Source organism: Halomonas sp. FeN2 (genome assembly GCF_020595105.1).
Taxonomy (GTDB): domain Bacteria; phylum Pseudomonadota; class Gammaproteobacteria; order Pseudomonadales; family Halomonadaceae; genus Vreelandella; species Vreelandella neptunia.
This window is the reverse complement of the sequence record NZ_CP074200.1, coordinates 3,873,941-3,888,087: the sequence shown is the minus strand read 5'-3', so window position 1 is coordinate 3,888,087 and position 14,147 is coordinate 3,873,941. Positions and strand designations below refer to the sequence as shown.

Below are 14,147 nucleotides of genomic sequence, written 5' to 3'. Positions count from 1 at the left end.
CAATTTATTCGGCTTTTCTATCCACCTTTAGAGAGGGGGGAGATGTCGTAACTATCGTCCCCAATTTGCATCTGAGTGACCAGTAAGAAGGGCTCCACCAAGCATCACGAAAGGTATAACCGTCGAATTCATTCACGACGAAAACCCACTTTTTTCGATAAATATCTTTATAACGCACCACTAAGGACAGGCGTGTCATGAATTGAGCCATGCCGTCAGTTCCAGTGCGCACGAGATCTTCGGAAACTGAGAATTTTGCTATGGTGATTTCATCGTTGGCACCTAATGCATGCCCCCTTTCTAAGCTGCTTACTGAGTGTATTTCTTTCAAATACTTCCCAAAGGTTCCCGCTATTAAATTGCTTACCTTGTCGAACATCGGTCCGCCGACCGGGCTTCCATCCCTAAAGACCTGAAAAGACTGAGGTATTGCTGGACCAAAACCTTTGTTTCCCAGTTTTATTTCACAGACTAGATTACGTGCTCTGGGGTATTCAGCCCAAACTGATAAGGCAGGCACTACAGATAGTCTCGCGTTCTTGCGCGTGATAATACCGTTCCATATGGCAATGGCCACCGCTAGAAAAGCAACAAGCACACTGACTATACCTACCACTACTTGGGCGGAAGCTGGGTCGCTCATCAGCTCGATCACACGCTCCCACATTAGGTGTCTCCTAGCCGTTTAAGGTTTTAATAGTCAGGGATATCGTTGGGCATTAGCTATCAATATCCTGTGGATGAAAAATACCACATATGCTTGAATTGATTTTTCAATGGTCTATATATAGTATCCATTCCACTAGGCATTTGAATTACCTAGAAACGCAAAAAGGCCTGAGCCAATTAGACTCAAGCCTTCTTGCAATGTCCAAGGCGTTGACGCGCCTTAAACTAGATATTGGTAGATATCATATGAAGAAACTTAACACATTACGTGTTACATGCAAACACTGTTTAAGCGTTTTGCTTAAGCGTAGGCAGACGTTGAATATGTGTAGTTGGAGGGCTTCACGATGAGAACCATAGAAATCGTGTTACACCTCTTTGACTTAACGATTAGGCTAGTCGAACTTACACACAATGTGTTGCCTCACTGGCCAATATTCTTTTGACGTCAGCAAGCCCGCCTTGGCGGGCTTTTTTGTGCCCATTCACACCCCACGGTGTAAACCGCCCCACTCACACCCAAGACCGCTACCACCCTCCCCCAAGCCCCCGCACGATACCTGCGTGAATTCACAACATTTAAAGTGAACCTGCGCAGGAGCCACCATGGCACTCGATCAATACCACCACGGCGTGCGCGTTGCGGAAGTCAACGACGGCACGCGCACTATCCGCACCGTCTCCACGGCGGTAATTGGCGTGGTCTGCACCGCGTCCGATGCGGATGCCACCACCTTTCCCCTTAACCAACCCGCCCTGGTCACCAGCGTAGATACCGCCATCGGCAAGGCGGGCACTCAAGGCACGCTGAAAGACACCCTCACCGCCATCAGCCAGCAGGCCAAGCCGATCATCGTCGTGGTGCGGGTGGCAGAAGGCGAAACCGATGAAGAAACCACCGCCAACGTGGTGGGCACCACCACCGAGCTAGGCCAGCGCACCGGGCTGCAGGCGCTGCTGACCGCCAAGCAGAAGCTGGGCGTCACGCCGCGCATTATCGGCGTGCCTTACCTGGATACCCAACCGGTGGCCACCGCTATGGTCGCGGTGCTGGAGCAGCTGCGCGCCTTTGGCTATGTCTACGCCCACGGCTGCGAAACCATCAGCGAGGTCACCGCCTACCGGGATGAATTCGGTGCCCGCGAGCTGATGGTCATCTGGCCCCAGTGGCAGGCGTTCGATACCGACGACGCCGATACGTTGGATATCAGCCCTGTGGCGATCGCCCTCGGCCTGCGCGCCAAGCTGGATCAAACCGTGGGCTGGCACAAAACCTTGAGTAACGTGGTGGTCAACGGCGTCACCGGCATCAATAAAGACGTGTTCTGGGATCTGCAATCGCCCAATACCGATGCGGGCCTACTCAACGCGGCCGATGTCACCACCCTGGTCAACCAGAGCGGCTACCGCTTCTGGGGCTCGCGCACCTGCGCCGGGCCGCAAAGCCTGTTCCCCTTCGAGAACTACACCCGCACCGCGCAGATCCTCGCCGACACCGTGGCCGAAGCGCACCTCTGGGCAGTGGATCTGCCCCTGCACGCCTCCCTGGCTCGCGACATCATCGAAGGCCTGAACGCCAAGTTCCGCGAGCTGAAAACCCTGGGGCTGATTGTGGATGGCAGCGCCTGGCTGAACGAAGAGCTCAACACCCAGACCTCCCTCAAGGCCGGCAAGCTGCGCATCGACTACGACTACACGCCGGTACCGCCGCTGGAGGATCTCGGTTTCCAGCAGCGCATTACCGACACCTACCTGGCTGACTTCGCCGAGCGCGTCGCGGCCACCGCCTGAACTGACTAGCGAGAGACTCCATGGCACTCCCCAAAAAGCTCAAAGACCTCAACCTGTTCAGCAACGGCGAAAGCTGGCAGGGCATCGTCCAGTCGATCACCTTGCCCACCCTCACCCGCAAGATCGAAGAGTGGCGCGGCGGCGGCATGGACGGCGCCGTGGGTATCGATATGGGCCAGGACGGCCTGCTCACCGTTCAGTGGACGGTCGGTGGGCTGGTCGAAAGCCTGTTCGATAACTTCGGCACCGCCCGCATCGATGCCGACATGCTACGCATGACCGGCAGCTACGAGCGCGACGATATCGAAGACGCCTCCGCCGTCGAGGTCGTCATGCGCGGCCGCCACACCGAGATCGATATGGGCGATGCCCAATCCGGCGAAAACACCGAGCACCAGGTCACCAGCACGCTCAGCTACTACAAGCTCACCATCGACGGCGTCGAGAAAATCGAGATCGACCTGGTGAACGGCGTGTTCAAGGTCAACGGCGAAGACCGCCTGGCCGGTCGACGTCAGCGCCTAGGTATTTAACAACCCCCTTTTTTCGAACCCTCACACACCAGGACACCACCATGACCAAAGCCAACACCGCCACCGTGACCGACCCGATCGAACTAGACGAACCCATCAAGCGCGGCGAGCAAACCATCGACACCATTACCCTGCGCAAGCCCAAATCCGGCGAGCTGCGCGGTGTTGCCCTGGCCGATGTACTGCAGATGCAAACCGACGCGCTGATCACGCTAATCCCACGCCTCTCCAACCCGTCGCTCACCGCGACCGAAGTCCGCCAGATGGATCCGGCCGACCTGGTGCAATGCGGCGGTGAAATCGCCGGTTTTTTGCTGACGAAGCGGGCCAAGGGCGAGAGCGAATAAACCTCCCTGGCCAAGTAGAAGACGCGATGGCGGATCTCGCCATTGTCTTCCACTGGTCGCCGGAAGAGTGCGCCGACTTCAGCCTGCGGGAGCTAATGGAGTGGCGCGAACGGGCGCGAAAGCGCAGCACACCCTCGGAAAGCAGGAGCCAGCGTGGCGCGTAATCTAAAGCTTGAAGTCATTCTCAACGCCGTCGACCGGGCCACCCGCCCGCTACGGGCGATTGATCGCGCCTCCCAGGGCGCGTCTCAAGCCATGCGCGAAAACCGTGACCGCTTAAAGCAACTGGAGGCCACCCAGAAGAACGTCAACTCCTTTCGTACCCTAACCCGGCAATCCACGGAAACCACCACCGCCCTGCGCGAACAGCAGGAACGCATCCGCCGCCTCTCTCAGCAGATGCAGTCCCACCAGGGCGACACCACCGCATTGCGTGCCGAACGTCAACGGGCCATTACCCAGGCGCGCCGACTAAGCCAGCGTTACGATGAAGAACGCCAGCAGCTACAGCGACTGCGTACCTCGCTGAAAAATAACGGCGTCAGCACCGAACACCTCTCCCGCGATCAACGGCGGCTGACCAGTGAGATACAGCAGGCCAACACCGCCGTGGATGAGCAGCGGCAGCGGCTAAAACGGTTAGCCGAACAGCAGCGCAATGCCGCCCAAGCCCGTGGCCGATACGACCGCGCCATGAGTATGCGCAACAACATGGCCGGTACCGGCGCGGGCATGATGGCCAGTGGCGGTGCCGCGCTCTACGCCGGGGCACGGCTGCTGGCCCCCGGTGTGGCCTATGGGGAATCCATGTCTCGGGTGCAGGCGCTCACCCGCATGGAAGCCGACGACGAACGCTTCCAGGCCCTTCGCCAGCAAGCGCGGGAGCTAGGAGCCACCACCGCCTTTAGCGCGGGGCAATCCGCCGATGCCCAAGGCTACCTGGCCATGGCAGGTTTCGATCCGGAGGCCATTCAGGCTGCCATGCCGAATATGCTCGATCTGGCACTGGCCAACCGCACCGATCTCGCCCGCACGGCGGATATCTCCTCCAACATTCTCTCCGGCTTCGGGCTAGACCCCGCCGAGATGGGCCGCGTGGGCGATGTGCTCACCGCCACCACTACCCGGGCCAACGTCGATCTGGAAATGCTCGGCGAATCCATGAAGTACGTGGCGCCCCAGGCCCGGGCCATGAATATGTCCCTGGAACAATCCGCCGCCATGGCCGGGCTGCTGGGCAACGTGGGCATTCAAGGCAGCCAGGCGGGCACCACCTTGCGCGCCATGGTCACCCGCCTGGCCGCGCCCACCGGGGCCGCCGCCAGCGCGCTGGGAGATTTAGGTGTCAATGCCAAGGATGCCCAAGGCAACCTGCGGGACATCCCCCGCATTCTCACCGATGTGGCCCGCGCCACGGAGGAGATGGGCAACGCCGACCGCGCCGCCTACCTGAAGGATATCTTCGGCGAGGAACCCGGCGCTGGCATGGCGGAACTGATCGCCCAGCAAGGCAGCGCGGGCATTGAGCAGTTTGTCGAGATCCTCACCAACGCCGCCGGTGAAAACGCCCGTGTGGCGAAAACCATGGCGGATAACATCGGTGGCGACCTCAAATCGCTCAAATCGGCCTGGGAAGAAGTCGGGATCTCGATCACCGACACCAACAACGGCCCGCTGCGCGAACTCATCCAGAACGTCACCGCCATTACCCGTGGCGTAGGCCGCTGGATCAATGACAACCCACGGCTGGCCGGCACCATCGCCAAGGTGGCCGCCATTCTGGCCGTGCTGGTCACCGCGGGCGGTGCACTAACGCTGATGCTCGCCTCCATCCTCGGCCCCATCGCCATGGTGCGCTACGGCATGGCGTTGGTCGGCCCGCAGATCCTCATGGCAGGCAAAGCGTTCCTATGGCTGGGCGGTGTGTTCCGCACGGTGTCGATGTTCCTGCTCGCCAACCCCATTGGCGTGGCCATCGCGTCGATCGCCGCTGCAGCCTACCTCATCTACCGCTACTGGGAACCGATCAAAGCCTTTTTCCAAGGGCTGTGGCAGCAGGTGAAAAACGCTTTTGATAACGGCATCAGCGGCGTGGCGCAGCTGCTGATGAACTGGTCACCGCTGGGTCTGCTTTACCAGGGGATCACTACCGCTTTAAGCGCCCTGGGCGTTCAGATCCCCGAGCAGTTCAGCTCACTGGGCAGCGCCATTGTGGACGGCATGATCGGCGGGCTAACCGGCAAGCTGGGCGAATTGCGCGAAAGCATAACGGGCATGGCAGGCAGCGTGCGTAACTGGTTCGCCAATGTGCTGGGCATCAACAGCCCCTCCCGGGTATTTGCTCAACTAGGCGGTTTCACGGTGGATGGCTTAATCAGCGGCCTGAGTAGCAAGCTCGGCGAGCTGCGCGACCGAGTGGTGAATATGGCAGGCAGCGTACGTAGCTGGTTCGCCGATGTGCTGGATATCAACAGCCCCTCCCGTGTGTTCACCCAGCTAGGTGGCTACACGGTGGATGGCCTGAATAGAGGGCTAGATGCCCAGCGGGACGAACCCGCAAGGCGCATTCAAGAGATCGCCCGACGGGTGACCCGTGCAGGGGCCGGGCTGGCACTGGGCGCCGCTACCTTACCTGTAGCAGCGATGCCCAGCATCGAGCAGCAGGCACCTATTCAGTTTGATAACCGGCCACCGCTGAGCGCGCCCAGCGCCCAGGCGGGCAGCCTCACCATGGGCGATATCAATATCAACGTTACCCCTGCCCCCGGCATGAACGAACAGCAGCTCGCCCACTACGTGGCGCAGGAAGTCCAGCGCGCCCTGGCCAACGCCCAGCGCGACGCCCAGGCACGCCAGCGCTCATCGATGCGCGACCTCGATTAAAAGGAACCCATCATGCTCATGGCCCTCGGCATGTTCGTGTTTGAAACCCGCACCGTGCCCTACCAAGAACTCAAACGCATCACTGAATGGCGGCACCCCAGCCAATCCCGCGTGGGCCAACGGCCCGCCTACCAGTTTGCAGGCCCAGGCGCGGATACCATCACGCTCAGCGGCACCCTACTGCCCACCTTCACCGGCGGGCGCTTTAGCCTGGATGAGATCCGCGAGATGGCCGACCAGGGCAATGCCTGGCCGCTGGTTGAAGGCACCGGCCGCCAATACGGTTTATGGGTCGTCACTCGCGTGGAAGAAACCAGCACTCATTTTTTCCGCGACGGTGCCGCTGAAAAAATCGAGTTCGTACTCACGCTCGAGCACGTCGACAACGAACGCACCGAACTGATTGGCCGCTTGGCCCTGCCCGCCGTGGCGCGCCTAGCCGGTGGCTACGTATGAACGCTTACCCAAAGCCCAGCTATCGAATCACGTTGGATGGCACCGACATCACCCCGCGCATTAATGGGCGGCTGATCAGCTTAACCCTACGCGAGCAGCGCGGCCTGGAAGCCGACCAGCTGGATATCACCCTGGCGGATCACGATGGCCAGCTCGCCATTCCCCCACGCGGCGCCGAACTACAGGTAGCCTTTGGCTGGCTGGATGAAGGGCTGATCGACAAGGGGCGCTTTACGGTGGATGAAGTCCAGCACAGCGGCACGCCGGACCAGCTCACCATTCGCGCCCGATCGGCGGATATGCGCGGCCAGCTGCCTGGCAAGCGCACCCAGAGTTGGCATGACGTAACGCTGGGCGAGATCGTTAACACCATCGCCAGCCGTAATAGCATAGAGCCTGTGGTAGCCGCTGCGCTCAACGGCATCCGCATTGGCCATATCGATCAAACCGACGAGTCGGATCTGAATTTCCTCACCCGCCTGGGCGAACGTTTTGATGCCATTGCCGCCATCAAAGCCGGGCGAATGCTGTTCACCGTGGCAGGAGAAGGCCTAACCGCCAGCGGCCAAGCCATGCCCGCCATTGCCCTCACCCGCCGCGATGGCGACCAGCACCGCTACAGCGTCACCGATCGCGACGCCTATAGTGGCGTTAAAGCCTACTGGAATGACACAAGAGGCGCAGAGCGCAAAACCGTACTCGCCGGCAGTGGCGACAACACCAAACAGCTGCGTCCTACCTACGCCACGGAAGACGACGCCCTGGCCGCCGCCCGCGCCGAATGGCAACGCATCCAGCGTGGTTTGGCAGAGTTTGAATTAACGCTGGCACTTGGGCGGGCAGACATACTGCCGGAGTCGCCATTAACACTTAGCGGGTACAAGCCAGAAATTGATGCCACCGCTTGGCTAGTAGCGGAGGTAACTCACTCGCTGAATGATCGAGGGTTTGGGACGCAGGTGAGGTGTGAGATTAAAACCGCAGAACCAACCTCATTTTAACTGATCAGCTAAGAAATTCATCAGCCCTATAGCTGATAGACGTATTAATGGAGCATTTAACCCGCTAAGTCTTCTTACCTTGTCTCATACTGGTCTCTAGGGAACCCATACGTTTTAAAAAGAGGCTGGGGACGATGTTAAACAATAAAAAAATGAGCAGAAGAACCTTTGTGACAAGCGCAAGCCTAGGCAGCGGTGCACTGATTTGTTATCCCATCAACGTGTTAGGTCAACCAAGAAGCGTTTACCTGGATATAGAGGACTACGACACTATCAATGCGATTAGAGCCTCTGCGAAGCAAGAGTTCGCCCTCTTATGCCTGAACCCATCACCCGATGACCAAATTGATACCAGCAGTGAAGTCCTCGGTGTACTGCAGAATGAACTGGACAGGATAGTTCCTGAATTCGTGGAACTTGATGATATTGAAGGTGAGGAGTGGATACGTACTAACTTTTCCCCCGCTCCATTCAATGAGGATATCCCTTTACGTGATGAAGACGACATCAATTGGATATTGCCACCCTCGACACTCAACCCTTGTGCGGAAGCAGTACTACGAATATTAGCCGATGTGTTCAACATAGAGCCTAATCGTATAGATGACTTCAGGGGCTTTTTGAGCGAGCAAAATCAAGTTGCTTATGTAGATGGGATGGCTGATTCACTTGAGCAAGGCGATAACAATAAGCTCAGGAACTATATAGAACTACTTATTAATGACTTTACTATCAGTGAAGCTATCAAGCAGGCTGTTGAAACCTTGCGCTCCCCAATAGCGCGTGCGATAAGGCTTTGGCTGATGAAGCGAACCATTCCCTTTGTAGGCTTATGCTTGGCAATTATGGATGTAGGTATAAGTCTTATCCGGCAGCGCCATTATATTTTAGAGTGCGCTCATTCAGTTAGGAATTAACACCCAGTCCTCCATGGCTGGGGCTCATCCCAGTGCCGCAATCTTCTGGCGAAACCCTAAGGTAACGCGTGCTATTAGGCGACACTTACAGCTTGGTAATTTTTTGCCTAATTTTATGTAAGCCAACGCCGACAAAATTTGTAAGAGATCGCTTACACCGCCCAACACCGCGCCTGCCTAACCACCACGCCCTTGAACTGCTGCACGGTCACAAAGCAGCCCTGCCCACCAGCGGTGGGCAACAACCGGCACCGACTACCCACGCGGCGGGATTTAAACAAACGGCACCCCCCTTCCTCCTACGTCACAGAAGTCAACGCCCTGGGCGCCGCTCGCAGTGAATGGCAACGCATCCAGCGCGGCCTGGCAGAGTTTGAGCTAACGCTGGGGAGGGCAGACATCTCCCCCGAAACCCCGGTCACAGCCCAAGGCTACAAGCCAGAGATCAACGCCACGCCCTGGATCATTGACGAAGTCACCCACAATTTCACGGCGCGGGGGTATACCTGCAGTATTAGGATGGAGAGGCGGTGAGTATTAACGCAGAGGTGTCGGTGGGAATTATCGGGCTGGGCCCTTAACAATCAACACCAGACAACCCCCGGCCATCCGTTGGCCGAGGGCTTTTGGCATCCGTCTCCTTACAGAAAAGCTGATTCCTTCCAGCTCGCGCATCCAAGCGTCATATCCAGCTTGACAGAAAAGCACCACCATTGATGTAAGACATCGCCGACAAGATTTGTAAGAGATCTCTTACAACTTTATGACTAGGATCCTTCGCGAAGTGACCCACAATTACATTGAACGGGGGTATATAGAGACACGGTGAGGCTCACCGTAGCGTTGCCAGGTGGAAGGAAAGCCGCGCATTCCCATGACATAATGTTCAGCCCGTTTTTAGGAGGCGGCATGGGCATTATTAGAGGAACATGCTATGCATTTATACGCGACTGATCACATCACACAGCAGCAGCGCAAGGCGGCAACCATTGAGGCCGCACGTAAGCGCTATCTTGCCGCAAAACGGCAAGGCAATGTCAAAGTCAGCCTGAGCGCCGAAGAAGCGCAGAAACGTGCTCAGAAGTCCGTTTTTCGCCTGTCCTAATTATTAGCTTCAAAACAAAACCCCCGACCACTCCACATGGTCGGGGGTTTTGATTGCCGCAATCTTCTGGCGAAGCGTTACCGCCACGCGTGCTCTTAGGCGACACTTTCACTATGGCAAAGTTTCTCTAAGTTGCAAACAAGTAATTTCCCGTTACGCAATGTAAGGGTTCACCTACACCGCCCAACACCTAGCCTGCCTCACCACCACCCCGCGATACTGCTTAGCGGTGATAAAACACCCCTGGCCACCAGCGGTGGGCAGCAACCGACAACGGCTACCCACGCGGTGGGATTTAAACAATCGGAACTCCCCTTCCATCTCAGCCACCACCAGATCCCCGTGGCCGAACGAACGCGCCTCATCCACCACCAGCACATCGCCCTCCATCCACGGCCCACCTGGGCGTGCGTCCTCGCTTATCTCCACCAGAAAGCAGCTGGGGGGAAATTTTCGGCTATCCATTTCGGCCACTGCCGGGTGCTCCACGCCCACCACTGCTGGCCCCAAGTAATTTACTCGCATGCTGTTGCCCTGTGCTTGCTCCACATTAAGCGACGTACATTAGCGTTTGCCTGTCGCTTTCCTTGAGCCTAATACTGTATAAATTAACAGTCTTACACAAGAGCGGAAGCAAATTATGATTGGGCTGGTGGACTGCAACAATTTCTACGTCAGCTGTGAACGGGTGTTCAACCCCAAGCTGGAAGGCCGCCCCGTGGGCATCATGTCCAACAACGATGGCTGCATTATCGCCCGCTCAAATGAGCTCAAAGCGCTGGGTATCGAGATGGGCACCCCCGCCCACCAGGTGCGCCACCTGGTCGATCGCGGCGAGATCGTGTTGCACTCCTCCAACTACGAGCTTTACGGCGATATGTCCCACCGGGTGCAAGGCATCCTGGAACAGGAGACCGCCGGGGTAGAGCCCTACTCCATTGATGAAATGTTCGTGCGCATGGATGGCTTCGAGCCGGAAGCACTGCTGGAACACGCCAAATCCCTGCACGCGAAGATCCGCCGCTACACCGGCATCCCAGTGTGTGTTGGTGTAGCCGCGACCCACACCCTCGCCAAGCTGGCCAACCGCATTGCCAAGAAGCACCCCGGCTACCCCGGCGTGTGTATCCTTCACGCGGAAAGCGACGAAGCCAGGCACCTGCTGCAGCAAATCAAGGTGAGCGATGTATGGGGCGTCGGCCGCCGGCTAAACGAGCGCCTGCAGATCCTGGGCATCAACACCGCCTGGGATCTCCGCGAAGCGGACGCCAAACGCCTGCGGCGTAAGTTTTCGGTCAATATGGAGCGCACGGTGCTGGAACTGCGCGGCATCAGCTGCCTGGAGATGAACGACTTCAACGAGCCACGCCAGCGCATCATGACCAGCCGATCGTTCGGCCGCCCCACTTCACAGCTCTGCGACCTACAAGGCGCCGTTCGCCAACATGCCCAACGAGGCGCCGAAAAGCTACGCGAGCAGAAGAGCCTCGCTCGCGCCGTGCTGGTGTTTCTCAAAACCGATCGCTTCCGTCCCGACCTGCCCCAATACTCCCCCAGCCTGGCGGTAGAAATGGAACGCCCGAGCCAAGACACCCGCGACATACTCCACGCCGCTCAGGAGGCGCTACGCAAGATCTACCGGCCCAAGTACGGCTACAAGAAAGCGGGCGTTATGCTGATCGACCTGACCGACGAGAACCGCCAGCAACTCAGCCTAATGGACACACCGCAAACGGAAGAAGAACGCCAGCGCAGCCAGAAGCTAATGGCCACCATGGACGCGCTAAACGAGAAGATGGGAAAGGGAACTGTACGTCTAGGACTACCGGAAAAGAACGCCCCCTGGCACCTCCGCTGCGCGAACCGAAGCCCGCGCTATACGACGAGTTGGGATGAGTTGATGGTAGCGTATACAGATGAGGGGGCGGCAAAGAGAAATGTCGAAAAATTTTAATAAAAATCAAAATGTTGTGATTGATCAAGCCCCACGACAAAAACTAAATACCTATTATTTTCTTTAAAAATCCGTGAAAATAAGCACCAAATTCGAAACTGCCAAATATCCAAAATTGAGAGTCAATATGTCATCGCCCCGCTCATTTGTTACTCCCCTTCGCTACCCAGGAGGAAAAGCACGCCTTGGTGAATGGCTGGGTAGCTTAATGCGGCATAACGGCATCAGCGGTGGATATTACGTAGAACCTTATGCAGGTGGCGCAGGCGCTGCTATCTATTTATTAACGAATGGATATGTTAACAACATAATTATTAATGATGCTGATCCAGCAATTTATGCTTTCTGGTGGGCGATATTAAATGATGAAGAAAAATTCTCCGAACTATTTTCAAAAACTGAAACCAACATGGATAGTTGGTATCAACAAAAAGACATAGTTAATAACCCGGAAAAACATAGCACAACCGAACTTGGTTTCGCCACATTCTTTCTCAATAGAACGAATAGATCAGGAATAATATCGGCTGGCGTTATTGGTGGAAAAAAGCAAGAAGGAAAATATAAAATTGATGCTCGCTACAACAAGGAAAAATTATTAAAAAGAATCAAAAGCATAAACTCACTTAAAAACCATATAAACGTTTACAATTTGGATGCCCTAGAGCTAATAGCAAGGAAGCTACCTGAAGAAGATAGCAAGTGCCTTGTTTACTTAGATCCCCCTTATTATGTTAAGGGCAGCCAGCTATACAGAAACCACTATCAACCTGAAGATCACTCTAAAATTGCGGATACAGTAAGAAAGATTCGCCATCCTTGGCTTGTCACTTACGACAACTGTGAACCTATAAGAGCCTTATACTCTCAAGAGCGAAACGTGGAATTTTCTTTACGTTACTCCACTCACTTATCAAGACCAAATGCAACTGAAATCATGTTTTATGACAACTTAATGTTACATGATAGTCCTACGCTTCGTCGTTAAGAAGGCTTTGCTCTCCAACAGACTCCTATATAAACTGAAATCTCATCCCATAGGCTATTCAAAATTTGCCCCGTGGGATGAAATGATGCTGAATGAACATATTTTTGAATAGTTTTTATATGAAGCATACTTTCTGAAGAACGGGTTTGTCGCATCACAACTTCATGTTGATCCTTAGCTATAAACCCACTATCCAACATATGATCAGCAACTTTAGCTACTTGCTTAGTAAAATCTTGATCTTTTTTTACATCACTAAAATTATTACAATAATTTTCCGTACTAATTTCAATTAAAGCTCTTAATAGCATTGCAACTGCAATTGGTGTTCCTGGAGTGCTTTTATTACCGTTCGTTTTTAGCCTTCTAAGCTCCGCCACGATATTCTTAGCCTTTTTATGTACGCTAGGAATTGGAATTCCATCCTTACCTCGTGGGAAAAGGCCGGGACGTTCCCATGAGGCAGAAACAGTACCTTTTACTTGTGACCCGGTTCCAGCTGGCTTTTCAGGTTCAACATCATTAGAACCATTAGACTGACTATTATTAGATGCACTTTCGTGATTAATGCCGGCTGTTTCATTCGAACTTGAGCTTTCTTGGCTATTTAAACCTGACTCACCTTCTGCTCTAGCTCCTGTATCAAAATTGCTAACATCTTGATTTTCACAATTAGCGTTTAGGCCAACACTTTCTCTTACTTCATACAGGTAAGATTTGGCACTTTCTGGTGAAAAAACTTCCCTTACTGGTTTCCCACCACCAAAATCCGAAATAATTTTAACTGCCATCGATTTAGCAGTAACTTCTGGAATCATCAGTTTTAAAGAGTCATCGCTTTGCACTTCAAAGCCTAGCAAAACAATGTTTTCTTTAGTAAAAAATCGGTGTAAATTAGTTATCGGAAAATCATCCTCGACAACCAACCCTTTAGATTCAGCCCAAAGCAAATATTTCCCAGCTCGCCTATAATCTGTTGCACCATTATGATTCAATGAAAAAACAGCTTTCATATAAGCAGCCCAAGGGAGTTGCCCAGCCCCTCCCATAGCCCCAGAATGTCTTGCAATAACTTCTTTCTCTAAAGATTGAATATCATTACTTGAAAGGCACTCAACTTTATCTAAAATGCTATCTGTGAATTCCTCTGCGATTTTTTTTATTTTTGGCTTCAAATATTCTACTGGACAGCGTTCAGGATGTCTTAGCAGTTTAAGCGCTGTCGTACGCCTATTACCATCCCATACTAGCCATTTACCATCATCTAGTGGCTGAATTAAAATGGGCATAGTTGTTAAACCATTTTCAGCAATATCCTGTATTAGCGTAAGCATTTGATCTTCTTTCGCTAATATTTTTTCAATGCAATCTCGCTGATCTGCACCGGTTCTGATACGTGCATTCCCAACATCTAGCAACAAGTCATCAACGGAGACTTCTTCAATAGTAAAATTTCGTCTACTCACTGCACTCCCCCAATATTTTTAATATAATGATTAAAAT

At 54.4% G+C, this 14,147-nt stretch carries 15 protein-coding genes; 12 read left to right on the top strand and 3 right to left on the bottom strand.

Annotated elements, in window-relative coordinates; genetic code table 11:
* Window positions 1-4: 4 nt before the first annotated feature.
* Window positions 5-667 carry a hypothetical protein gene (locus KF947_RS17895; protein ID WP_227404687.1) on the bottom strand — a complete coding sequence of 221 codons (663 nt, stop codon included), beginning with the start codon at window positions 665-667 and terminating at the stop codon, window positions 5-7.
* Window positions 668-1,275: 608 nt separating this feature from the next.
* On the opposite strand from KF947_RS17895, the gene KF947_RS17890 reads away from it, so the two are divergent.
* The 10 genes from KF947_RS17890 to KF947_RS17845 all read left to right on the top strand — a co-directional run bounded on the left by KF947_RS17890 (window position 1,276) and on the right by KF947_RS17845 (window position 9,702).
* Window positions 1,276-2,460, top strand: coding sequence for a phage tail sheath protein (locus KF947_RS17890; protein ID WP_227404686.1), 1,185 nt, complete (start codon window positions 1,276-1,278; stop codon window positions 2,458-2,460).
* A gap of 20 nt (window positions 2,461-2,480) precedes the next feature.
* Window positions 2,481-2,993, top strand: coding sequence for a phage major tail tube protein (locus KF947_RS17885; RefSeq protein ID WP_133731153.1), 513 nt, complete (start codon window positions 2,481-2,483; stop codon window positions 2,991-2,993).
* A 41-nt stretch (window positions 2,994-3,034) separates the two neighbouring features.
* The gene (locus KF947_RS17880) at window positions 3,035-3,340 is read left to right on the top strand and encodes a phage tail assembly protein (RefSeq protein ID WP_227404685.1); all 306 of its coding nucleotides are present in this window, start codon (window positions 3,035-3,037) and stop codon (window positions 3,338-3,340) included.
* A 26-nt stretch (window positions 3,341-3,366) separates the two neighbouring features.
* The gene (locus KF947_RS17875) at window positions 3,367-3,504 is read left to right on the top strand and encodes a GpE family phage tail protein (protein ID WP_227404684.1); all 138 of its coding nucleotides are present in this window, start codon (window positions 3,367-3,369) and stop codon (window positions 3,502-3,504) included.
* Window positions 3,494-6,223 (top strand): phage tail tape measure protein, encoded by a 2,730-nt coding sequence (locus KF947_RS17870; RefSeq protein ID WP_227404683.1) that lies wholly within the window; start codon window positions 3,494-3,496, stop codon window positions 6,221-6,223. Before KF947_RS17875 ends, KF947_RS17870 begins: the two co-directional genes overlap by 11 nt.
* A gap of 12 nt (window positions 6,224-6,235) precedes the next feature.
* A complete protein-coding gene (locus KF947_RS17865; protein ID WP_227404682.1) occupies window positions 6,236-6,679 on the top strand; it encodes a phage tail protein in 444 nt (147 codons plus the stop codon).
* Complete coding sequence (locus KF947_RS17860) at window positions 6,676-7,680, top strand: phage late control D family protein (RefSeq protein ID WP_227404681.1); 1,005 nt, start codon at window positions 6,676-6,678, stop codon at window positions 7,678-7,680. The genes KF947_RS17865 and KF947_RS17860 overlap by 4 nt, the downstream gene beginning before the upstream one ends.
* 134 nt (window positions 7,681-7,814) lie before the next feature.
* Window positions 7,815-8,597 carry a hypothetical protein gene (locus KF947_RS17855; protein WP_227404680.1) on the top strand — a complete coding sequence of 261 codons (783 nt, stop codon included), beginning with the start codon at window positions 7,815-7,817 and terminating at the stop codon, window positions 8,595-8,597.
* A gap of 192 nt (window positions 8,598-8,789) precedes the next feature.
* Window positions 8,790-9,131 carry a hypothetical protein gene (locus tag KF947_RS17850; protein WP_227404679.1) on the top strand — a complete coding sequence of 114 codons (342 nt, stop codon included), beginning with the start codon at window positions 8,790-8,792 and terminating at the stop codon, window positions 9,129-9,131.
* A gap of 400 nt (window positions 9,132-9,531) precedes the next feature.
* A complete protein-coding gene (locus KF947_RS17845; RefSeq protein WP_227404678.1) occupies window positions 9,532-9,702 on the top strand; it encodes a hypothetical protein in 171 nt (56 codons plus the stop codon).
* Between the two features lie 174 nt (window positions 9,703-9,876).
* On the opposite strand, the gene KF947_RS17840 is transcribed toward KF947_RS17845, so the two are convergent.
* Window positions 9,877-10,227, bottom strand: coding sequence for a hypothetical protein (locus tag KF947_RS17840; RefSeq protein ID WP_227404677.1), 351 nt, complete (start codon window positions 10,225-10,227; stop codon window positions 9,877-9,879).
* A 115-nt stretch (window positions 10,228-10,342) separates the two neighbouring features.
* On the opposite strand from KF947_RS17840, the gene KF947_RS17835 reads away from it, so the two are divergent.
* Complete coding sequence (locus KF947_RS17835) at window positions 10,343-11,656, top strand: Y-family DNA polymerase (protein ID WP_227404676.1); 1,314 nt, start codon at window positions 10,343-10,345, stop codon at window positions 11,654-11,656.
* A 127-nt stretch (window positions 11,657-11,783) separates the two neighbouring features.
* A complete protein-coding gene (locus KF947_RS17830) occupies window positions 11,784-12,644 on the top strand; it encodes a DNA adenine methylase (protein WP_227404675.1) in 861 nt (286 codons plus the stop codon).
* Here the strand turns inward: KF947_RS17830 and KF947_RS17825 are convergent.
* A complete protein-coding gene (locus KF947_RS17825; RefSeq protein WP_227404674.1) occupies window positions 12,641-14,110 on the bottom strand; it encodes a ParB/Srx family N-terminal domain-containing protein in 1,470 nt (489 codons plus the stop codon). The two genes, KF947_RS17830 and KF947_RS17825, sit on opposite strands and share 4 nt — an antisense overlap.
* Window positions 14,111-14,147: the final 37 nt, after the last annotated feature.

Bases quoted from the DNA above. Each gene is read 5' to 3' on its own strand.
- KF947_RS17885 (WP_133731153.1), top strand. From the start codon at position 2,481: ATGGCACTCCCCAAAAAGCTCAAAGACCTCAACCTGTTCAGCAACGGC.
- KF947_RS17840 (WP_227404677.1), bottom strand. From the start codon at position 10,227: ATGCGAGTAAATTACTTGGGGCCAGCAGTGGTGGGCGTGGAGCACCCG.
- KF947_RS17875 (WP_227404684.1), top strand. From the start codon at position 3,367: ATGGCGGATCTCGCCATTGTCTTCCACTGGTCGCCGGAAGAGTGCGCC.
- KF947_RS17860 (WP_227404681.1), top strand. From the start codon at position 6,676: ATGAACGCTTACCCAAAGCCCAGCTATCGAATCACGTTGGATGGCACC.
- KF947_RS17855 (WP_227404680.1), top strand. From the start codon at position 7,815: ATGTTAAACAATAAAAAAATGAGCAGAAGAACCTTTGTGACAAGCGCA.
- KF947_RS17890 (WP_227404686.1), top strand. From the start codon at position 1,276: ATGGCACTCGATCAATACCACCACGGCGTGCGCGTTGCGGAAGTCAAC.
- KF947_RS17880 (WP_227404685.1), top strand. From the start codon at position 3,035: ATGACCAAAGCCAACACCGCCACCGTGACCGACCCGATCGAACTAGAC.
- KF947_RS17895 (WP_227404687.1), bottom strand. From the start codon at position 667: ATGTGGGAGCGTGTGATCGAGCTGATGAGCGACCCAGCTTCCGCCCAA.
- KF947_RS17835 (WP_227404676.1), top strand. From the start codon at position 10,343: ATGATTGGGCTGGTGGACTGCAACAATTTCTACGTCAGCTGTGAACGG.
- KF947_RS17865 (WP_227404682.1), top strand. From the start codon at position 6,236: ATGCTCATGGCCCTCGGCATGTTCGTGTTTGAAACCCGCACCGTGCCC.
- KF947_RS17845 (WP_227404678.1), top strand. From the start codon at position 9,532: ATGCATTTATACGCGACTGATCACATCACACAGCAGCAGCGCAAGGCG.
- KF947_RS17830 (WP_227404675.1), top strand. From the start codon at position 11,784: ATGTCATCGCCCCGCTCATTTGTTACTCCCCTTCGCTACCCAGGAGGA.